The sequence below is a fragment of the uncultured Roseobacter sp. genome (assembly GCF_947493125.1).
In the GTDB taxonomy this organism is placed as follows: domain Bacteria; phylum Pseudomonadota; class Alphaproteobacteria; order Rhodobacterales; family Rhodobacteraceae; genus Roseobacter.
Map to the genome: position 1 here is coordinate 242,847 of NZ_CANLQB010000004.1, position 18,116 is coordinate 260,962.

An 18,116-nucleotide genomic window follows, 5' to 3' on the forward strand; every position below is an offset into this window, starting at 1 on the left:
TCGGCGCTCAAAATGGCACAGCTTTGGTTAAAATTTGCTAACCCGCGCCGATGCTCAGGCGCAATCGGCCCGCAGGGCCTGGCTCATCGCTTCGCAGGTCGCCTCTATGCTCAGCAGAATGGAGGCGTGGCGGTTCTTGTAATCGCGCGCGGGTTCGAGCACCTCGAACCCGTCAAAGGGCGCGGGCGGCACGGGTCCGCCGTCCTTGAGCATGGCGCGCAGCGCATCGCGGGCGGCTTCTAGCTCGTCCAGAGTACGTCCGAGAACCGCGCCTCCGGTCACGGCCGCGGCGGCCTGCCCCAAGGCGCAGGCTTTGACGTCCTGGCCAAACGCGCTGACCTGCCCGTTGTCGACACTCAGATCCACGGTCACAGCGGAGCCGCAGAGCGGTGAGCGCTTTTTCACGGACGCCATGGGGTTTTCCAGCCGCTGAAGGTTCGGGATCTCGGAGGCCAGTGCGAGAATCTTCCCTGAATAGAGTTTGATCAGATCGTTTTCACCAGACATGGCATCCTGCGGTCTTCCGTTGACATCGGCTTTCATACATAGGACGTCGCGCAGCAGATGCAAAAAGGTTTTTGGCATGCCTCAGAACCCCGAACCCTTCGACCCGGACACGCTGACATACAATGACGCAGGGCTCATCCCGGCGATTGCGCAGGATGCCGAGAGCGGCGAGGTGCTGATGATGGCCTGGATGAACCGCGCCGCAATCCTTCGAACCCTGCAGACCGGCAAGGTGACCTATTGGAGCCGGTCACGGCAGGCCTTCTGGGTGAAGGGGGAGACAAGCGGACACCATCAAGCGCTGGTGGAGATGCGCGTGGACTGCGACCGCGACTGCCTGTTGATGCAGGTGCACCAGACGGGCCCGGCGTGCCATACCGGGCGACGCAGCTGTTTCTACACCGGTGTCTCGGAGGCGGGTGAAGAGGAACTGATGCAGCCTATGTGAGGCTCAGGCGGGAGGCAAATCCAGCATCGTGCGAATGTCGGCGGGGCTTTTGCCCTGCGCACGATAGAGGGCCAAGGCGCGCGCATCGTCACGCTTGGCGAGACGTTTGCCAGCCTCGTCGCGGATCAGCCTGTGGTGATGATAGAGCGGGATCGGCAGGGCCAGAAGATGTGCGAGCAGCACATGAATGCGCGTGGCGTCGAAGAGATCCTCGCCGCGGATCACATGGGTGATGTCCTGTGCATGATCATCCACGACGACGCAGAGATGGTAGGCCGCGGCCATCTCGCGCCGCGCGACGGCGATGTCGCCGACCGTGGTCAGGAGATCGTCCGCATCGAGGCGATGCGTTCCCTCAAAGCGGCCCCCCGTTTCGGTGAACTCCGGCAAGGAGCCGGCGGCCATGATCGCCTTCTGCAGATCAAGCCGGATCGCGTCGCCCGCGGTAAACGCAGCCATGCTACGGCCCCGGCAGGTGCCGGGATAGATGCGGCCATCTGGACCATGCGTCGGAACGCCTTCCTGCGGGGCGCCGACGGCGGCTTCGATGTCGGTGCGGCTGCAGGAGCAGGGGTAAATCAGGCCTCGGGCGTTCAACTGATCGAGTGCCGCGCGAAAGCGGGCTTCGGAGCGCGATTGCTGCATCACCGGCTCGGGCCACTGCACACCCAGCCAGCGCAGATCGTCCTTCGCCTGGGTTTCATACTCCGGCTTGGAGCGGACGCGGTCGATGTCGTCCATGCGCAGCAGGAAGGTGCCACCTGCGGCGCGGGCCATGTCAAAGGCCGTGAGTGCGGAAAACGCATGCCCGAGATGCAGCGGGCCGGTGGGCGATGGCGCAAATCGCGTTCGAAAAATCAAGTTTTCTCAAGCACGTAGACGTTGGAGTTCAACCCGATCCCCGGCAGGTGTGGACCGCTTTCGCGAAAGAGCAGCCGCGCCGCCGCGCAATCCACCCATTCGCAGATACGGCCCTCATTTGCGCGATCCTGCAGAGCGTGATCGTTCAGCGAGAGCACCAGAAGGGCACCGGGAGCCATGCCGCGCATCAGATCATCAAAGACCGAGATAGGGGCAGCACCTGCACCGATCACACCAATCGCGGCGATGGCCGCGTAGTTGGCCAGATCGACGGGCAGCGGCGCGTCGGCGTCGATCACGGTCAGAGTGCGATAAAGACGCTTGGCTTCGGCCTGGGCCAGCATATCGGGGGACAGATCCACGCCGTCAATCGTCTCGAACCCCGCGAGTTTCAGCGCCAGTCCGGACAGCCCCGTTCCACAGCCGAAATCCAGCACCGGCTGCGTCTGATCGCTGGAGAACCTGGAGAGCGCCTGGGCGCAGCGGTCCGGTGTGACATAGCCGTTCTTGCGCACTTCGGCGTCGTAGCTGGAGGACCAATCATCGTAGAGCGTGCGCGTCTCATTCGCATCGCGTGCGTCATAAACCTTGTTCAGATAGTTTTGTGTCATGGCAGCAGGATAACCGCCTCGGCTATGCGGCGTCCAGTGCAGCCCCGCCAAGCCAGGTTTTCCAGGCCGCTTTCGCGCGATCCGTGTAGGCCTTGTAGCGATCCTTGCGCCCCCGGCGTCCGCCCTTGAGGCCCTCCACCGGAGGGAAGAGACCGAAATTCACGTTCATCGGCTGGAAGGTCTTGGCCTCGGCGCCGCCGGTGATGTGGGTGATCAGGGCGCCGGTTGCAGTACAATCGGGCGGCAGCGTGATGGGCTGGCCCAGAATCTCAGCTGCGGCCAGCCGTCCGGCCAGAAGGCCCATGGCCGCAGATTCCACATAGCCCTCGACCCCTGTGATCTGCCCGGCAAAGCGGATGTTGGGGCGGGACCGCAAGCGCATTTGCCCGTCGAGAAGGCTCGGAGAATTCAGGAATGTGTTGCGGTGAATACCGCCGAGGCGGGCAAATCTCGCATTTTCAAGACCTGGGATACTTTTGAAAACATCGGCTTGTGCGCCGTATTTCATCTTGGTCTGAAAGCCTACGATATTGTAGAGCGTGCCCAGTTTGTTGTCGCGGCGCAGCTGCACGACGGCATAGGGTTTCACGTCCGGCTGGTGCGGGTTGGTCAGGCCGACGGGCTTCATCGGGCCAAAGCGCAGGGTCTCGCGGCCGCGCTCCGCCATGACCTCGATCGGCAGGCAGCCATCGAAGTAACCGGCGGCCTCACCTTCGTGAAATTCGGTCTTATCCGCGGCAATCAGCGCGTCGATAAAGTTCTCGTATTGATCGCGATCCATCGGGCAGTTGAGGTAGGCGGTGCGCTCTTCCTCGTTCTCGCCCTTGTCATAGCGCGACTGCATCCAGGCTTTCGACATGTCGATACTGTCGAAATAGACAATTGGGGCAATGGCGTCGAAAAACGCCAACGCATCGGCGCCGGTTTCCGCTGCAACCGCTTGCCCGAGGGACGCAGAGGTCAGGGGACCGGTGGCAATGATCCAGCGGCCCTCAGTTGGCAGTTCGGTGATCTCGCCATGGTCGACACGGACATTCGGGTGCGCCATCAACGCATCTGTCACCGCTTGGGCGAAGGGGTCACGATCCACCGCGAGGGCGCCGCCCGCCGGCAGGCGGTGCGTGTCAGCAGTTTGCATGATCAGCCCGTTTGCCGCCCGCATTTCCCAATGCAGTAGGCCGACGGCATTCTGCTCGTCGTCGTCTGAGCGAAAGGAGTTCGAACACACCATCTCGCCCAGCAGACCGGTTTGATGCGCAAACGTCCCGACCTTAGGGCGCATCTCGTGAAGCACCACCGGCACGCCCATATGAGCAGCCTGCCAAGCGGCCTCCGATCCGGCCATGCCGCCGCCGACGATGTGTAACTCTTCTGCCATGACGGGTCATTTAGGCCAGGGTGCACGGTGACGCAACCGGCGCGGAAGGCGCTGGCCAATCTGGGCTGGGGTATCGAGAGAGTTTTGGGGTCGCCGCTGCGGGAGTGTCGGGCCAGTGAGAGAGCTGGCTTGGAGGGACCTTCCGCCCGCGGCGACCCAAAAGCATCTGGCCGCTTTGGCCGTGCCGCAGAGTTGCCACGCTCCTGCCCAAATTGAAATGCCGGAGTCGGAAACTCTGATGCGTCGATTTGGAAACAATGACCTGACGCTGCGTCAGATGTGCTCGTCCCCGCCACCGGCTTGCGCTCTGGCCTTGTTTCGAACACGGTCGCTGAGGAAAAAGGGGAGGGACGGATGGACATCAAGATGGACGCAGCGGCGCTAAATGCCTTTCTCGATCAGGTGTTTGAGCAGGTTGCCGACGATTTTGTCGTGGAAGAGGTCACCCCCGAGACGCTGACCGTTCGGTTGAAGGTGGGGAGCAAGCACCTGCGCCCCGGCGGGACTGTATCAGGGCCCAGCATGTTCTCACTGGCTGATGTGGCGGCGTATCTCATAACGCTCGCGCGGATCGGACCCGAGGCGCTCACGGTCACGACCAATTGTGCCATCGACTTCATGCGCAAGCCCGCCGCGCGTACCGATCTTGTGGGCAAGGTGCGTCTGCTCAAGCTTGGCAAGCAGTTCTCGGTCAGCGATGTCTTGATTTATTCTGACGGGATGGCGGAACCCGTGGCGCGCGCCAATCTGACCTACGCCATCCCGCCGAGTCCATAAAAAAGGGCCGAGACAAAGCCCGGCCCAGAGGAAGAGGTCTGGTCGCGTACCGGGGAGGTTACGCGCGCCAGAACACCTTTGCAGCCTCAGCGCGAGCCTGCTCCGGTGTCAGCCCCACATCCGCCAATTGCCATACCGTCAGCTGTTTCAGCGCGCGGCGCGTGCGGCGGCGTGTGGTCCATTTCGACACGCAGACCGCAAATTCGACCGCCAGAATTGCCAGTGTCGGCATTTCCTTGACCTCGTTCAGATAGGCCAGCGTCCGCGGAGAAGGGGTCAATGCGTGTGCCATGGAAATCTCCTTAAATTGTATTGACACAATGTAGCGATATCGCTATGCGTATTGATACGATAGTTGATACAACCAGGCTAGGAAAACATTGTAATGGATACAATTTGGGAGCCGGAGCTGGTCAAAGGGCAGGGACCCAAATATCAAGCGGTTGTCACACGTATCCGACAGAGCATCGATCAAGGAGCGCTCAGACCTGGGGACAAGCTGCCGCCCGTGCGGGACCTGGCCTGGAAGTTGCGCATCACCCCGGGGACGGTTGCGCGCGCCTATACCATCCTGACCGACGAGGGCGCCCTCAAGGCGGAGGTGGGGCGTGGGACCTTTGTTGCCGTGCCGCGCCCGGTGCTCGTGGACACGGACCCGATTGAGATCGACGTGATCCCTCATCGGAAGGAGGAGGATGGCGATCAGTACAACGTCAATCTGTTCTCACCGCATTTGCCATGTGTTGGTCAGGACAAGCTGGTCCGGCAATTGATGGCGCAGGTTGCGCAGAATCCACCCTCGGGCGTGATGCATTACCCCAGCCGCAGCGGTGCGCGTGCGGCACGGGAGGCTGTGGTTCACTGGCTGAAGGGGACGCCGCTGGGGCCGTTGCGGGAGCGCGATGTGGTTCTGTGTCATGGAGGGCAGAATGGGATCATGTTGATACTGCAGTCCATCTTGGAAGGCCGCGCACCCACTGTATTGATCGAGGACTTGGCGTATCCGGGCTTTCGAAAGGCGGCGGAGCTGTTGCGCGCCGAGGTCGTTCCGGTCGCCATGGACGAGGATGGGATCATTCCCGAAGCGCTCGAGGCCGCAGCAAGGGCGCATGACGCGCAGGTTCTGTGCACATCTCCGGAGGTCCATAACCCGACCTGCGGGTTCAGCCCGATCGGACGGCGTGAGGCGATTGCCGAGATCGCCCGCAGATATGACTTCCAGATTGTCGAGGATGACTGCTATCGCATGGGCGTGAACCGCGCCCCGTCCTATCGCATGTTGGCGCCGGGGCGTGGCTGGTATGTGTCATCCATTGCCAAGACGATCACACCATCGCTTCGCTTTGGCTATGCGATCGCGCCTGAAGGGAAGTCGTCTCTGCTGCGGCGGGCCGCGGAGCACAGCTTCTTTGGTATGGCGACGCCGCTGACGGATCTGTGCAGCGCGCTCTTGACCCATCCGGACATGGACGCGCTGGCGGACGCCACCCACAAGGCCTTCAATACTTACGTCCAAAGCGCCGTGAATGTTCTGGGCGCCTATGATCTGGTCTGGCGGCCCGGTGTGCCCTTTTTATGGCTGCGGTTGCCGGTGGGATGGCGCGCCGGGGCGTTTTGCCAGGCAGCGGAAGCTCAAGGCGTCCAGATCCGCTCAGCCGAAGAATTCGTCTGCCGCGACGCCCGGGCGCCGCATGCTGTTCGCATGGCGGTCAACGCCGGTGTGTCGCTGAAGAGTTTCGAGGCGGCGATGCTGAGGTTGCGGGATCTTCTGGACAGCCCGCCGGAGCAGTTGGGCGTCTGATTTATTGGGGTAAAATAATACCTGTATTATAACTTACTGTTTTTGGTTACTTTTATATGTATTCCGCTGCTTGACGCCGCTGTTTTGTCACGTATAACCCCCCAATCGAATTCAGGCCGCAGCGCGACAGCGCGGGCTGCTCTCTCAAACGGGGAACCGTCCATGAAAACCTTTTCTGCAACACCCGCAGATATCGACAAGAAGTGGATCCTGATTGACGCCGAGGGTGTCGTTCTGGGCCGCCTTGCGTCGATCGTGGCCATGCGTCTGCGTGGCAAGCACAAGCCATCGTTCACTCCGCATATGGATATGGGCGACAACGTAATCATCATCAACGCTGACAAGGTCCAGCTGACCGGCAAGAAGCGCGAAGAGAGCCATTACTGGCATACGGGCCACCCGGGTGGGATCAAGTCGCGCACCAAGGCGCAGATCCTCGAAGGCGCGCACCCTGAGCGGGTCGTGACCCTAGCGGTCAAGCGCATGCTGCCCGGCAACCGCCTGAGCCGCAAGCAAATGACCAACCTGCGCGTCTATGCAGGCGGCGATCACCCCCATGAGGCGCAAAGCCCCGAAGTTCTGGATGTGAAATCCATGAACAGCAAAAACACCCGGAGTGCATGAGCATGGCTGAAGAAATCAATACATTGGAAGAGCTTGGCCAAGCTGCTGGTCTTGAGGCAGCTCCCGAAGTGGTGGAAACGCCCCGCGAGCCGGTCCGTGACGACCTCGGCCGGTCCTACGCCACAGGCAAGCGGAAAGACGCGGTCGCCCGCGTCTGGATCAAACCGGGCTCCGGCAAGGTGACCGTGAACGGCAAGCCGCAGAACGATTACTTTGCGCGCCCCGTGCTGCAGATGATCCTGGCACAACCGTTTTCGGTGTCTGGCACGGAAGGTCAGTTTGACGTGGTTGCCACTGTGAAAGGCGGCGGTCTCTCCGGCCAGGCCGGTGCGGTCAAGCATGGCATCTCCAAAGCGCTGCAGCTGTATGACCCGTCCTTGCGCGGCGCGCTGAAGGCCGCAGGCTTCCTGACCCGCGACAGCCGTGTGGTCGAGCGCAAGAAATACGGCAAGGCCAAGGCGCGGAAGAGCTTCCAGTTCTCCAAGCGCTAAAACTCTACGATATCCCAAAGGGCTGCCCACCGAGGCAGCCCTTTGTATTTTTGATCTCCGCGTTCTGCATTTCTTGAGTGGCCGGGCGATCAAACCTCGCCAGAACGGCGTTCATTCCGCAACAGAGCAGTGTTTTGACGGATCGGGGGCTTCGCGCTGCCGGAATTCTCGGCTACGGTCCTCAAAGCCTGACACAGAGGGAGATCGTCATGGTGCTCAGAACCTTCGTGGCGTTTGACAGCGAGAATCTCGTCGTCACGTCCAGCAGCAATACGGGCCTCATTGGCAATCCGATCATCAACAACTCCAGCACCCCGAACGGGACGATCTTTCAGTTCAGCGCCGGAAGCGGCGAGGCGATCACGCTGAACGATACCGGGGGCAACCGGAACGTCTTCGAAGATGATCGTCCCAACCAGCATCGTATCGTGGATGGCAAGGGGCTGGTTGCAGACGGGACGCGGGTCGAATCCGAGTCCATCATCAGGCTGCGTCAACTGGACGACGACGGGGACCCCACAGGCCCTGTCATTACGCTCAATGTCTACTCGCAGAACGGAAACACGAGCGATATCTGGGGCTATTCCACCACGAGTTTGCTCCAAGATGGCGCGTCCTACGTCAAGGTCAGCGGCAGTAACAACGGCTCGTCCGCTTACAACACCTTCGTGCCATGTTTCGCGGAAGGAACGCAGATCGAGACCGCCGATGGCAGCGTGGCGGTTGAGGATATCGAGGCTGGCCTGGAGATCTGGACGAAGGACACGGGCCCACAACCGGTCCGCTGGGCGTCGAGCACCACAGTGGAGGGGCAGGGGGACTACGCCCCGGTGGTGATCGAACCTGGGGTGTTCGGCAACCACAGCGCGCTTGTTGTGTCGCAGCAGCATCGCATGTGGGTCGAGACACCAATGGCGGAGCTGCTCTTTGGCAGGTCGGAAGTCCTGATCGCTGCCAAGCATCTGATCGGCCTGCCGGGCGTCAGCCTGCAGCCGCGGGATCGCGTCTGCTATACACATTTCATGTTCGACAACCATCAGATCGTGCGAGCCAATGGGGCGCTGACCGAGAGCTTTTTCTACGCAGAGGTATCCATCGGTTCGCTGGAAAGCGCCCAACGGGCGGAACTGGAAGCCTTGTTTCCCACCTTGCCGAGGGTGTTTGAGCAATTCGGCGCAACGGCCACGATGACGCTGAATCGCCGCGAGGCGGAGGCGTTGCGTCCCTACCTTGCCGCCTGAGGTTGGCCTCTAATCGTCGGGGCTGATCAGCCCCAGGCCGCGCAGGTAGATCCCAAGACCCGATTCCAGTAGATCATCGGCCGGAAAGGGGGACGCACGCCCCGGTGAGTTTCGGGCGAACAACTCCACAACGCCGTGACTGAGCGCCCAGATGTGGGCTGAAAACATCGACGCGGGCGGCCGCTTGTCTTCAGGAATATGTTGGCTGAGATCGGTCGCGGCCTTCTCGAGGACATCATTGGCGCGTGTGGCCGCTGCCGCCAGCTCTGGCGTTCGGTTGACGGAGATGCCGCTTTCGAACATCGCGATGTAATGGCCGGGATACTTGCGGGCGAAGGCCAGATACGCGCGACCGGTCGCGGAAAAAGCGGCCAGGGCAGATGGCTGGCCCTTGTCGTAGGCATATTGCATGAGATCTCCGAAAATCTCGTATCCCTGCAGGGCCGCCTCGGCGATGAGGTCCTCGCGCCCTTCAAAGTGCCGATAGACGGCGGCCGGGGTCACGCCGGCTTGTTTCGCCGCTTCCGACAGGGTGAAGCCCATCGGGCCACGTTCCTCAATCAGCTGCAGGGCGGCCTCGATGAGGGCCTGCCGGAGATTGCCGTGATGGTAGCCGCGCTTAGGCATCCCAGATATCCGGTCCGCCGCAGATGGACGTGTCTATCTTGCCGATGGCCGTGGTATCCTTGCGCGCGTAGTCGAGCCCGTGCAGGACGGTTCGAATGGCGGCGAGGCGGGCGCGGCGCTTGTCATCGGAGCGCACGATGGTCCAGGGGGTTACATCGGTGTGGCTCTTGGTCAAAGTCTCATGGATCGCGTCGGTGTAGGCGTCCCAGCGCTTGAGGCCTTCAACATCAATCCAGCTGAGCTTCCATTGCTTGAGCGGGTCTCGCTCGCGGGCGAGCAGGCGGCGCAGTTGCTCCGCGCGTCCGACGTTCATCCAGAACTTGAAGAGAAGCACACCGTCATCCACCAGCATCTCCTCGAAGGGATTGACCTGACGGAAGAACTCGCTGCGCTGGCTGTCTGTGCAGAACTCAAAGACCTTCTCGACAACACCCCGATTGTACCAGCTGCGGTCAAAAAAGACGATTTCGCTTTTGGTCGGCAGCTGGCTCGCATACCTCTGAAAATACCACTGACCGGCCTCCGCATCGGTCGGTTTGGACAGAGCGACGATCCGCGCGCCACGAGGATTGAGGTTGGCCCGGAACCGCTTGATTGTGCCACCTTTTCCCGCGCCATCACGCCCTTCAAACACCATGACAACGCGCGCCCCGCTCTCCCGAACCCAAGCCTGCATCTTCACCAGCTCGATCTGCAAAGCCTCCAGCGCGGTCTCATACGGTTTGCGAGCGAGCCGGTCCGCGTGGGGGTAGCTGGGGGAGAGAACATCGCCTTTTTCTGCGCCCTGGATGGCATCGCGGATCGGCTGCGGTGCGTCGGTTTCGAAAAAGCTGCTGATTGCGCCGTCGAATGGCAGATTCATGAGCCCTCCAGGGCAGTGTTTCTGCAGCCAATATGGGATGTTAAAGGGCTTAACGCAAACCCGCCCGGGCCGCGGCGCGGTCAATCGCGGCTTCGACGTCATCGGGAACGACGTGTTGTGGCATATGGCCCACACCGTCGAGCCGCGTGAGCACGGCACCCGGGATTTGCCGAGCAAGCGGCTCACTGTGGATGCGCATCGGCACGATCTCATCCGCAGTGCCGTGCAGGATTTCGAAAGGCATTCGGAGACTTGGATAGCGCTGCGACATCTCCACCACATGCGGGCGCAAGCCGTTGATCTGCTCGGCGTTCGCGCGAAAGGTCTTTCTGCGCAACGTAAGATCCGCGCCGATATGCTCCAGATACCCCTCTGGCATAGTCTGAGGGGCGAAAATCGCCTCCACATTGCTGCGCACAAGAGGATCGGGCGCAAAGGCTGCGACGAGCGGCGGCACCATAAGATGGCCCAGAGCGGTGTCCATGATGCGGTACTGCCAGTCGAGCTCCCCGGGCCAGGGTTGTGAAACCCCCGCGACCATGACGACAGCAGCGGTGTCTTCGGGGCGGGAGAGAGCCCAGGCCATGGCCACCGCACCACCGAAGGAGTGCCCGAGGACAATGGGGTTCTCGACATCCAGCGCATCCGCGGCCACTTGCAGCATCGCGGCCTGCTCGGCGGGTGATTCCGCGGCACGGTTCAGGAGGCCCTGCACATCGTCCGATGCGCGGTCGGTCCATCCCAAGCCGGGCCGGTCCAGCAGCACGACCCGGTAGCGATCTTTCAACCGATGCGCGAGATCGAAGGTGAACTCCCGCAAACTGCCGGAGGCGCCGTGGATCAGGATCAGATCGGGCCCGTCCCCCATCACCTCGGCGTGGATCTGGCGGGAGCGGTGGGAGATGAGTTGGCCGGATGGCGGATAGGTTTCGGCGACGCGCGCCTCGCGTGCTGCTGCGCGCCACTGAACCACCGCGACGAGCGCCAAGGCGATCAGCAGCGCAAAGACCACGGCCCTACTGCCCGATCGCATTAATATCATACGGCGTATCCTGATACACCTCCGTGAGCCAGTTGCCATAGAGCAGGTGCGCGTGGCTGCGCCAGCGGTTGAGCGGCACTTGGGTTGGGTCGTTGTCGGGATAGTAGTTCAGGGGCACATTGATCGGCGTGTTGCTTGCGACATCCCTGTCGTACTCCTGTTTGAGCGTATCACTGTCGTATTCGAAGTGATTGAAGATGTAGAGCGCACGGCGGCCGCTGTCCTCCACCAGGCAGGGGCCGGTTTCAGGGCTGCCCAGAAGAGTTGTCAGCCCATCGACCGCGTCGATTTCGTATTGCCGCATCTCCGTCCAGCGGGAGACGGGGATCACGCAGTCGTCCGAGAACCCGCGCAGATAGGGTGACCCAGGCGCCATGTTGCGATGCCGGAAGCAGCCGAACAGCTTGGCGTCCAGCATGTGTTTCCGCACACCGTGGAAATGGTTGATCATCGCCATGCCGCCCCAGCAGACGCCGAACGTCGACTGCACATTTGTCTGGGTCCAGTCCATCACTTCGCGCAGCTCATCCCAATAAGTCACTTCCGCGAAGGGAAGATGCTCGATTGGGGCTCCGGTGATGATCAGACCGTCGAACTTTTCATGCTTCACCTCCTGGAAAGGGCGATAAAAGCTTTCCATATGCGCGGCGGCCGTGTTTTTGGTTTGATGTTCGGACATCCGGATCAGGCTCAACTCGATCTGTAGCGGCGTGGCACCGATCAGCCGAGCGAACTGGTTTTCGGTCTGGATCTTCTTTGGCATCAGGTTCAGCAAGCCGATCCTGAGCGGGCGGATGTCCTGCCGCGCAGCCTGGTCTTCGTCCATCACCATCACACCTTCGCGCGTCAGCACGTCATAGGCGGGCAGGTTGGCAGGGATCTTGATGGGCATGGGTCTTTTCCGGCGTCTGAACAGAGCAGTCAGATAGCCTCTCGGCTGAGGTGTCTCAAGGGGCGGACGCTCACAGCTCGGTGACGCATCTTACAAGCGGCTCGCGATCAGGTCGTTGAAATCCTCGGGACTGCGAAGGGCGGCCACTTCATCCGCTGTCACCGTCACCCCCCAACGCGCCATTGCCTCATAGCGCGGCTGGCGGTGGGCGAGCGCCCGGGCATAGGTGAAGCGGACAAAAGCATCCGGATCAACGTCGTCTTCTTGCAGATTGGTTTCATTGAGATAGTCTTCCCAAATCCGCGTCAGGAACGCAGGTTGATAGGCCATGGGTTTCGGTGCCCGATCAAACCGACTGATCAGCTCTTGTGTATGCGCCTCATCGCCCTTGATCCAGATCAGCAGGCAATGCTGAGCCAGCTCGGAGAGGATTGGATCAGCGTCATCCGCCGGGTCGACCCACTCGCAAATCGAGCCGCCGGTATCGCAGATGAAATGCGGATATCCGTAGAGCGCTTCGGCGCGCTTGGCAAAGTGCACCGTGTCGTGGAGGGCGGCGATCTCTGCCTGTCGAAACTGCTCTTGTCGCTGCCGGTAGGTGGCTATGGGCAGTCCACCCTGCGCCGGATTTCCGGGCTTGCCGAGATAGGTCGCCACCGGCGCCAGGTTTTCGAAGGTGATGTTGGAGCCAATGTAGATGCTGTCGCTCATCAGCAATTCGCGCAGGAAGGGCACTTTCATCGCTTCGGCCTTAGCGTTGTCCGCGATGTATTCGCCCATGTATCTGGTGCCGATGCGGTAGTCGATGGAATAGTGGAACCACTGGCCGCTGCTCCGCAGCAGGTTCGACATATGGGTCTTTCCCAGACCGGACATGCCATAGACCAGCACGGATTTGCGCGAGGCAGCGCGCCAGTCGGCGGCGGAGGAGTAGAGCATGAGGCGCGTCCTGACGGCTGAGTTGGGCTTCAGTCCTAGCGGCCTCACCTCACAGGGTCAATCACGCCGCCACCTTTCGCCGACGCCGCAAAATGCGCCCATCCAGTATGATCAGCCCCGCAGCGAGAATGACAAAGCCGAGATAGGCGTTGGGGTTGAGCGTTTCGTCCCGGAAAAGAGCCCCCAGAAGGATTGCCACGGGAGCGATCAGGAGGGTCACGAGCAGAAGGTTTCCGCTGCCCGCGCGGGCGAGCACGTAGTAGTAGAGCAAGTAAGCGCCAGCAGTCGCGACCACTGCATAATACCCGATGGCGGTAAGGGTCGCGAGGGCCAGATCAAATTGCATCGGGCCCTCGAAGATCAGCGCCAGTGGCAGTGTCACGATGGTCGATCCCGTGAGCATGCCTGCTGCCGCGACCTGGGGGGATAAGCCTGCGAGCGTCTTGCGGCCCCAAACTCCGGCGAGAGCGTAGGACACGGTCCCCGCCAGAATTGCAAGCTGTGCGAGGGAGCGGACATCGAAGTCGCGCATGTTGTCCAGGCCGATTGCGGTTGCAACGCCCAAGAAGCCAAGCCCCACGCCCACGACCTTCCGTACGCTCAGACGTTCGTCCGCAAAGAAGACAGCAGCGGCAATGACCCCGAAGACGGCCGTCGCGGCATTGAGGATCGAGGTGAGCCCGGTTTCGACGTAGAGTTGGCCCCAGGCCATGAGCCCGAATGGGATGGCATTGTTGAGCAGGCCCATGACCAGAAACGCGCCCCAGGTTGCCGGATCTTGAGGCACGGGCAAGCGCATGGCCCAGACCACGGCCCAAAGCACCAGCATGGCCCAGAGGGTCCGGTGTGCGACCACCGTCAGTGGACCGATCTCGTCAAGAGCCACGCGGATTGACAGAAAGGAGCCGCCCCAGATCAGGGCCAGCAGCAGAAGCGCGCTCCATGCTTTCGGTGAGAGAGACATCTGATCGGTCATTGCCGGACCTTAGGCGGGCGGGATCACGTGAGCCACCCGGATCATGCGCGAAAGCCCCGCAGAGATGTCTCCACGGGGCTTTCGTGTGTGTTCGGAAGTCTAGAGATTAGAACGTATAGCCGATCTTCACGCCCAAGGCGATAGCGTCGTTGCCGTTGAACTCCGCTCCCGGATTACCCGAGACGGCTGTCGTGGTATCCCCAATTCTGAGGTAGCGAATACCAGTGGTGATCTTCATATTGCCTTGCGTATAGATCGCGGCAAGATTTAGGCTTTCGCCACCATCCGCTGGTCCAAGGTTGGTGAACAAGTTGCCGGTGTTCTCCTCATAGCCAATTGAGGCTGCAACAGACCAGGTGTCGCTCAAGCGGCGCCCGACGCCGATCCTGTAGGTAATAGTATCGTCAACGTAGCTCAGGAGCGGCTGATTGGTGGCGGCGACATAGCGCTCTGGCGACAGGTCAAAGTCCGACCAGTCCACCCAGCGGACCCCGCCGAACAGTAGTGTGTCTGTCGCGATCCCGGTTTGGAACTCGAGGTTGACCGACTGCGGTGTCTCGAATTCCGCTACGCTGCCCGGAAACGTCACCGCGCCATTCGAAAATGTTTCCGTGACGTCGTTGGAATGCGCAATTTCTGAACTATAGGTAAGCGATACTCGCAACGCGATTTCGGGTCTTTCGTAGGCGATGCCTGCGACAGCACCGACGCCCCAGTCACCATCTGCTACAACGTCATAGTTGCTGACAAATCCGATTCTTGCACTTGCGTCTGAGTTCTGGAAACGGGGACCACCATATATGGAGAATCCATTCGGCATATTGTACTGCAAAAGCGCTGTTACGGCGTAGGAATCGAACTGCGCGTTAGATCCTTGCGCGAAGTAGCCGGTGCCCGCCGCGTACTCGACCTCTGCCTTGAAGGGCTGGTCGACGATGAGCGCATAGGACCAAGTGTCGTTCAGGTCGGCTTTATAGGCGGCACCGAAGTTGAAGTTGCTCAACCCGATGTCACCCGAAGCTGTCCCGATGGCACCTAGACCAGCGTTGATGTTCCGCCCCTGCACATCGGGCGAGATATAACCAAGGCTGAACTCTGCATACCGGCCCTGCTCAAAGAGCACTTCGATCGATTGTCCCGTCCGGTCCAGAGCACCTGCATGCGCGCCCCCTGCGGCCAGACACATTGCCGTTACACTTGTAAGATACTTTTTCATTATTATCTCCTCCCCAGAAGATGACCCTGCGGTTGTTGACGCTGTGTTGAGCAGGCGTCGGCACCTAAGCACGATTCCGTCACCGGTCAATTATTGACGCAGGGGCAAGTGTAGGTGTGACCTGACGTAAAATCAGGCTTTTTGTCGTGTCTCGGCCCAAATGTTCAAATAGTTGCCGGCAAAGATGATCGCGGCACCAAGAAACACGAAGAGCTCGAGCGGCTCGGAATAGAGCAACATCCCGATCACGGCGATGGCGGGCAGGCGGACAAAATCAATAGGAACGACGACCGTGGCCGGCGCCAGAGCCAGCGCATTGGTCATGCAATAATGCGCCAACAGGCCGGCGATCCCGATCATGACCACATAGGGCAGACTGGCCGCGCCGGGCAACGCGATGTCGCCATCGTATCCTGCCGCGACCAGCCCCATCACAAGCTGCATCGTCGTCAGGTAAAACAAAATGCAGGTGATCGACTGGCTCCGGGTCAGGCGCTTGGTGAACATGATCGTCAGCGCAAAGAAAATGGCAGATGACGCCGCGGTGACCACACCGGCGTTGACCCCAGCCATATCGGGGCGCGCGACAATGAGGATGCCAATGAAACCGAGGATCGCCGCAAGCGCGCGCACCCGGGTCAGCCTCTCTCCGAGGATCAGAGGCGACAGGACGATCACCCACAGCGGTGAGGTGAATTCCAGCGCAAAGACCTGCGCCAACGGGATCACGGTCACGGCATAGAACCACAGGTTCTGGCCCGTGAAATGCGCGAGGTTCCGGACAACATGCGTGCCGAGGCTGTCGCGGTTGATCTCGCGCCAGGTGCCGGTCATCCCCGCCATCGTGACAACCACGATCACACCGATCAGGCTGCGGTACATCATGATTTCGAAGGTATCGAGTTCTGCGCCCGCTTCCCGGCCCGCGACGGCCATGGTCGAGAAAGAGGTGATGGCACCGCTCATCCAGAGCGTGGCCTTGAGAATGGGGGACATGAGATAAACCTTGATGCAGGGGATGCGGAACAGGCGACGGCAGGGCTAGTGTTTGAGCCCCGGTAGTCGCCATAGCTGCAGAACCGCATGCATCATCTTATTCCCATTCAATCGTGCCCGGAGGCTTCGACGTGATATCGTAGGTGACACGGTTAATACCTGGCACCTCATTGATGATCCGCGTCGCCGTCTCGCCGAGAAACTCGTGCGAAAAGGGGTAGTAGTCTGCGGTCATCCCGTCAACCGATGTCACGGCCCGCAGAGCGCAGGCGTAGTCATAGGTGCGCCCATCGCCCATGACACCCACGGTCCGAACCGGCAGAATCGCAACAAAGGCCTGCCAGATGTCATCATAAAGCCCGTGTTTCCGGATTTGGTCGATGTAGACCGCGTCCGCTTCGCGCAGGACGTCGAGCTTGGCCCGCGTAATTTCGCCAGGGCAGCGGATGGCGAGCCCTGGTCCTGGGAAGGGGTGGCGGCCGATGAAGCTCGGCGGCAGTCCCAATTCGCGACCGAGCGCGCGCACTTCGTCCTTGAAGAGTTCACGCAACGGCTCGACCAGCTGCATGTTCATCCGTTCCGGTAGACCGCCCACGTTGTGGTGCGATTTGATCGTCACAGAGGGTCCGCCAGAGAAGGAGACCGATTCGATCACGTCGGGGTAAAGCGTGCCTTGAGCGAGAAAATCCGCGCCGCCGATCTCTTGCGCATGTTTTTCGAAGACGTCGATGAAGAGCCCACCGATGATCTTGCGTTTTGTCTCGGGGTCAGAGACGCCTTCGAGCTTGCGAAGGAAGAGCTCGGATTCGTCTGCGTGGATGAGCGGCAGGTTGTAGTGTTCGCGGAACATGCCGACGACCTGCTCGCTTTCGCCTTTGCGCATAAGGCCATGATCAACATAGACGCAAGTGAGCTGGTCACCGATGGCCTCATGGATCAGCACAGCTGCGACCGAACTGTCGACACCACCTGACAGCGCGCAGATCACCTTGCCATCTCCCACCTGCGCACGGATCCGGTTGATCGCCTCCTCGCGGTAAGCGCCCATGGTCCAGTCGCCAGTGAAGCCCGCAAGCCGCACGAAATTCTCATAAAGCTTGGCGCCATTGGGCGTGTGATGCACTTCGGGATGGAACTGCACGGCATAGAAGTCACGGTCGACGTCAGCCGTGATGGCAAAGGGAGCGTTGGGCGATGTGCCGTAAACCTCAAAGCCGGGCGCGATCTGGCTGACGTGATCGCCATGGCTCATCCAGACCTGCTCGCGGTCCGCTTCGAACCAGCCTTGCAGCAGGGCCAGCTGGCGCGCCTCGGGCGTCACATAGGCGCGCCCGAACTCCGCGGTGCCATGGCCGCGCTCCACCTTGCCGCCGAGGCAGTGCATCATCACCTGCTGACCATAACAAATACCCAGAATCGGAACGCCGAGCTCAAAGACTGACCTCGGCGGCATGGGCGCCCCATCCGCAAAGACCGAGGCCGGACCACCGGAAAAAATCACCGCCTTGGGAGAGAATTCGCCAAGAAATGTCTCGTCAACCGCGTTGAACGGGTGGATCTCACAATAGACGTTCAGTTCTCGTAGCCGCCGCGCAATCAGTTGCGTCACCTGGCTGCCGAAGTCGATGATGAGAAGTCTGTCGTGATGGGATGTGCTCATGATGGCTGATTAGGCGGGCCGGCGGCCGGTGGCAAGGGTCGGAGTGACGGCGGGCTGCGGGATACGCGGTGTATTTGGGTCAGAACGACCGAGGGACGGGATCCATGTCGCTTTTTTCCCTGCGAGGCCGTTATGCGGATGAGATAACCGTCCGGAATGGGATAGCA

General features: G+C 60.9%; 20 protein-coding genes. 6 read left to right on the top strand and 14 right to left on the bottom strand.

The features are described from left to right. Positions 1–54: 54 nt before the first annotated feature. Positions 55–507, bottom strand: a complete 453-nt coding sequence (locus Q1A71_RS10365; protein WP_299675730.1) for an iron-sulfur cluster assembly scaffold protein — start codon at positions 505–507, stop codon at positions 55–57. A gap of 76 nt (positions 508–583) precedes the next feature. Here Q1A71_RS10365 and hisI point away from each other — a divergent pair, with 76 nt between their 5' ends. Beyond that, a complete protein-coding gene (hisI, locus tag Q1A71_RS10370; protein WP_299675056.1) occupies positions 584–955 on the top strand; it encodes a phosphoribosyl-AMP cyclohydrolase in 372 nt (123 codons plus the stop codon). Positions 956–958: 3 nt separating this feature from the next. Here hisI and gluQRS read toward each other — a convergent pair whose 3' ends face one another. Genes gluQRS through trmFO form a run of 3 tightly spaced genes read right to left on the bottom strand, consistent with a single transcriptional unit; the run spans position 959 to position 3,805 of the window. Then, positions 959–1,816, bottom strand: a complete 858-nt coding sequence (gene gluQRS, locus Q1A71_RS10375) for a tRNA glutamyl-Q(34) synthetase GluQRS (RefSeq protein ID WP_299675059.1) — start codon at positions 1,814–1,816, stop codon at positions 959–961. Next, positions 1,813–2,427: a methyltransferase domain-containing protein gene (locus Q1A71_RS10380; RefSeq protein ID WP_299675062.1), complete on the bottom strand. Its 615-nt coding sequence runs from the start codon at positions 2,425–2,427 to the stop codon at positions 1,813–1,815. Before Q1A71_RS10380 ends, gluQRS begins: the two co-directional genes overlap by 4 nt. Positions 2,428–2,449: 22 nt before the next feature. Next, positions 2,450–3,805: a methylenetetrahydrofolate--tRNA-(uracil(54)-C(5))-methyltransferase (FADH(2)-oxidizing) TrmFO gene (gene trmFO / locus Q1A71_RS10385; protein WP_299675065.1), complete on the bottom strand. Its 1,356-nt coding sequence runs from the start codon at positions 3,803–3,805 to the stop codon at positions 2,450–2,452. A 354-nt stretch (positions 3,806–4,159) separates the two neighbouring features. Here trmFO and Q1A71_RS10390 point away from each other — a divergent pair, with 354 nt between their 5' ends. Continuing rightward, the gene (locus Q1A71_RS10390; protein ID WP_299675069.1) at positions 4,160–4,582 is read left to right on the top strand and encodes a PaaI family thioesterase; all 423 of its coding nucleotides are present in this window, start codon (positions 4,160–4,162) and stop codon (positions 4,580–4,582) included. A 58-nt stretch (positions 4,583–4,640) separates the two neighbouring features. Here the strand turns inward: Q1A71_RS10390 and Q1A71_RS10395 are convergent, their stop codons facing one another. Continuing rightward, positions 4,641–4,874 carry a DUF1127 domain-containing protein gene (locus Q1A71_RS10395; protein ID WP_299675072.1) on the bottom strand — a complete coding sequence of 78 codons (234 nt, stop codon included), beginning with the start codon at positions 4,872–4,874 and terminating at the stop codon, positions 4,641–4,643. A gap of 93 nt (positions 4,875–4,967) precedes the next feature. On the opposite strand from Q1A71_RS10395, the gene Q1A71_RS10400 reads away from it, so the two are divergent. From Q1A71_RS10400 to Q1A71_RS10415, 4 genes are all read left to right on the top strand, one after another. After that, complete coding sequence (locus Q1A71_RS10400) at positions 4,968–6,383, top strand: PLP-dependent aminotransferase family protein (RefSeq protein WP_299675075.1); 1,416 nt, start codon at positions 4,968–4,970, stop codon at positions 6,381–6,383. Positions 6,384–6,545: 162 nt separating this feature from the next. Then, positions 6,546–7,007: a 50S ribosomal protein L13 gene (gene rplM, locus Q1A71_RS10405; protein ID WP_299675078.1), complete on the top strand. Its 462-nt coding sequence runs from the start codon at positions 6,546–6,548 to the stop codon at positions 7,005–7,007. 2 nt (positions 7,008–7,009) lie between these two features. After that, positions 7,010–7,498 carry a 30S ribosomal protein S9 gene (rpsI, locus tag Q1A71_RS10410; protein WP_159976599.1) on the top strand — a complete coding sequence of 163 codons (489 nt, stop codon included), beginning with the start codon at positions 7,010–7,012 and terminating at the stop codon, positions 7,496–7,498. A gap of 209 nt (positions 7,499–7,707) precedes the next feature. Continuing rightward, on the top strand, positions 7,708–8,739 hold the full coding sequence (locus Q1A71_RS10415) for a Hint domain-containing protein (protein ID WP_299675083.1): 1,032 nt from the start codon (positions 7,708–7,710) through the stop codon (positions 8,737–8,739). 9 nt (positions 8,740–8,748) lie between these two features. On the opposite strand, the gene Q1A71_RS10420 is transcribed toward Q1A71_RS10415, so the two are convergent. From Q1A71_RS10420 to guaA, 9 genes are all read right to left on the bottom strand, one after another. Further along, positions 8,749–9,366 carry a TetR/AcrR family transcriptional regulator gene (locus Q1A71_RS10420; protein ID WP_299675085.1) on the bottom strand — a complete coding sequence of 206 codons (618 nt, stop codon included), beginning with the start codon at positions 9,364–9,366 and terminating at the stop codon, positions 8,749–8,751. Beyond that, the gene (gene ppk2 / locus Q1A71_RS10425) at positions 9,359–10,228 is read right to left on the bottom strand and encodes a polyphosphate kinase 2 (protein WP_299675088.1); all 870 of its coding nucleotides are present in this window, start codon (positions 10,226–10,228) and stop codon (positions 9,359–9,361) included. The genes Q1A71_RS10420 and ppk2 overlap by 8 nt, the downstream gene beginning before the upstream one ends. Before the next feature lie 49 nt (positions 10,229–10,277). After that, positions 10,278–11,270, bottom strand: coding sequence for an alpha/beta hydrolase (locus tag Q1A71_RS10430; RefSeq protein ID WP_299675091.1), 993 nt, complete (start codon positions 11,268–11,270; stop codon positions 10,278–10,280). Beyond that, positions 11,245–12,162, bottom strand: a complete 918-nt coding sequence (gene metA, locus Q1A71_RS10435; protein WP_299675094.1) for a homoserine O-succinyltransferase — start codon at positions 12,160–12,162, stop codon at positions 11,245–11,247. Before metA ends, Q1A71_RS10430 begins: the two co-directional genes overlap by 26 nt. Before the next feature lie 90 nt (positions 12,163–12,252). Next, the gene (locus Q1A71_RS10440) at positions 12,253–13,101 is read right to left on the bottom strand and encodes an ATPase (RefSeq protein WP_299675097.1); all 849 of its coding nucleotides are present in this window, start codon (positions 13,099–13,101) and stop codon (positions 12,253–12,255) included. A 61-nt stretch (positions 13,102–13,162) separates the two neighbouring features. Further along, positions 13,163–14,077 (bottom strand): DMT family transporter, encoded by a 915-nt coding sequence (locus Q1A71_RS10445; protein WP_299675100.1) that lies wholly within the window; start codon positions 14,075–14,077, stop codon positions 13,163–13,165. Positions 14,078–14,183: 106 nt separating this feature from the next. Further along, positions 14,184–15,293 carry a hypothetical protein gene (locus tag Q1A71_RS10450; protein ID WP_299675103.1) on the bottom strand — a complete coding sequence of 370 codons (1,110 nt, stop codon included), beginning with the start codon at positions 15,291–15,293 and terminating at the stop codon, positions 14,184–14,186. Positions 15,294–15,425: 132 nt separating this feature from the next. Then, the gene (locus tag Q1A71_RS10455; RefSeq protein ID WP_299675106.1) at positions 15,426–16,289 is read right to left on the bottom strand and encodes a DMT family transporter; all 864 of its coding nucleotides are present in this window, start codon (positions 16,287–16,289) and stop codon (positions 15,426–15,428) included. A 97-nt stretch (positions 16,290–16,386) separates the two neighbouring features. Beyond that, positions 16,387–17,949 carry a glutamine-hydrolyzing GMP synthase gene (guaA, locus tag Q1A71_RS10460; RefSeq protein ID WP_299675109.1) on the bottom strand — a complete coding sequence of 521 codons (1,563 nt, stop codon included), beginning with the start codon at positions 17,947–17,949 and terminating at the stop codon, positions 16,387–16,389. Between the last annotated feature and the right edge of the window lie 167 nt (positions 17,950–18,116).

Coding starts and splice junctions, on each gene's coding strand:
- Q1A71_RS10365 (WP_299675730.1), bottom strand. CDS start 507: ATGTCTGGTGAAAACGATCTGATCAAACTCTATTCAGGGAAGATTCTC.
- hisI (WP_299675056.1), top strand. CDS start 584: ATGCCTCAGAACCCCGAACCCTTCGACCCGGACACGCTGACATACAAT.
- Q1A71_RS10380 (WP_299675062.1), bottom strand. CDS start 2,427: ATGACACAAAACTATCTGAACAAGGTTTATGACGCACGCGATGCGAAT.
- trmFO (WP_299675065.1), bottom strand. CDS start 3,805: ATGGCAGAAGAGTTACACATCGTCGGCGGCGGCATGGCCGGATCGGAG.
- Q1A71_RS10390 (WP_299675069.1), top strand. CDS start 4,160: ATGGACATCAAGATGGACGCAGCGGCGCTAAATGCCTTTCTCGATCAG.
- Q1A71_RS10395 (WP_299675072.1), bottom strand. CDS start 4,874: ATGGCACACGCATTGACCCCTTCTCCGCGGACGCTGGCCTATCTGAAC.
- Q1A71_RS10400 (WP_299675075.1), top strand. CDS start 4,968: ATGGATACAATTTGGGAGCCGGAGCTGGTCAAAGGGCAGGGACCCAAA.
- rplM (WP_299675078.1), top strand. CDS start 6,546: ATGAAAACCTTTTCTGCAACACCCGCAGATATCGACAAGAAGTGGATC.
- rpsI (WP_159976599.1), top strand. CDS start 7,010: ATGGCTGAAGAAATCAATACATTGGAAGAGCTTGGCCAAGCTGCTGGT.
- Q1A71_RS10415 (WP_299675083.1), top strand. CDS start 7,708: ATGGTGCTCAGAACCTTCGTGGCGTTTGACAGCGAGAATCTCGTCGTC.
- Q1A71_RS10420 (WP_299675085.1), bottom strand. CDS start 9,366: ATGCCTAAGCGCGGCTACCATCACGGCAATCTCCGGCAGGCCCTCATC.
- ppk2 (WP_299675088.1), bottom strand. CDS start 10,228: ATGAATCTGCCATTCGACGGCGCAATCAGCAGCTTTTTCGAAACCGAC.
- Q1A71_RS10430 (WP_299675091.1), bottom strand. CDS start 11,270: ATGATATTAATGCGATCGGGCAGTAGGGCCGTGGTCTTTGCGCTGCTG.
- metA (WP_299675094.1), bottom strand. CDS start 12,162: ATGCCCATCAAGATCCCTGCCAACCTGCCCGCCTATGACGTGCTGACG.
- Q1A71_RS10440 (WP_299675097.1), bottom strand. CDS start 13,101: ATGCTCTACTCCTCCGCCGCCGACTGGCGCGCTGCCTCGCGCAAATCC.
- Q1A71_RS10445 (WP_299675100.1), bottom strand. CDS start 14,077: ATGACCGATCAGATGTCTCTCTCACCGAAAGCATGGAGCGCGCTTCTG.
- Q1A71_RS10450 (WP_299675103.1), bottom strand. CDS start 15,293: ATGAAAAAGTATCTTACAAGTGTAACGGCAATGTGTCTGGCCGCAGGG.
- Q1A71_RS10455 (WP_299675106.1), bottom strand. CDS start 16,289: ATGTCCCCCATTCTCAAGGCCACGCTCTGGATGAGCGGTGCCATCACC.
- guaA (WP_299675109.1), bottom strand. CDS start 17,949: ATGAGCACATCCCATCACGACAGACTTCTCATCATCGACTTCGGCAGC.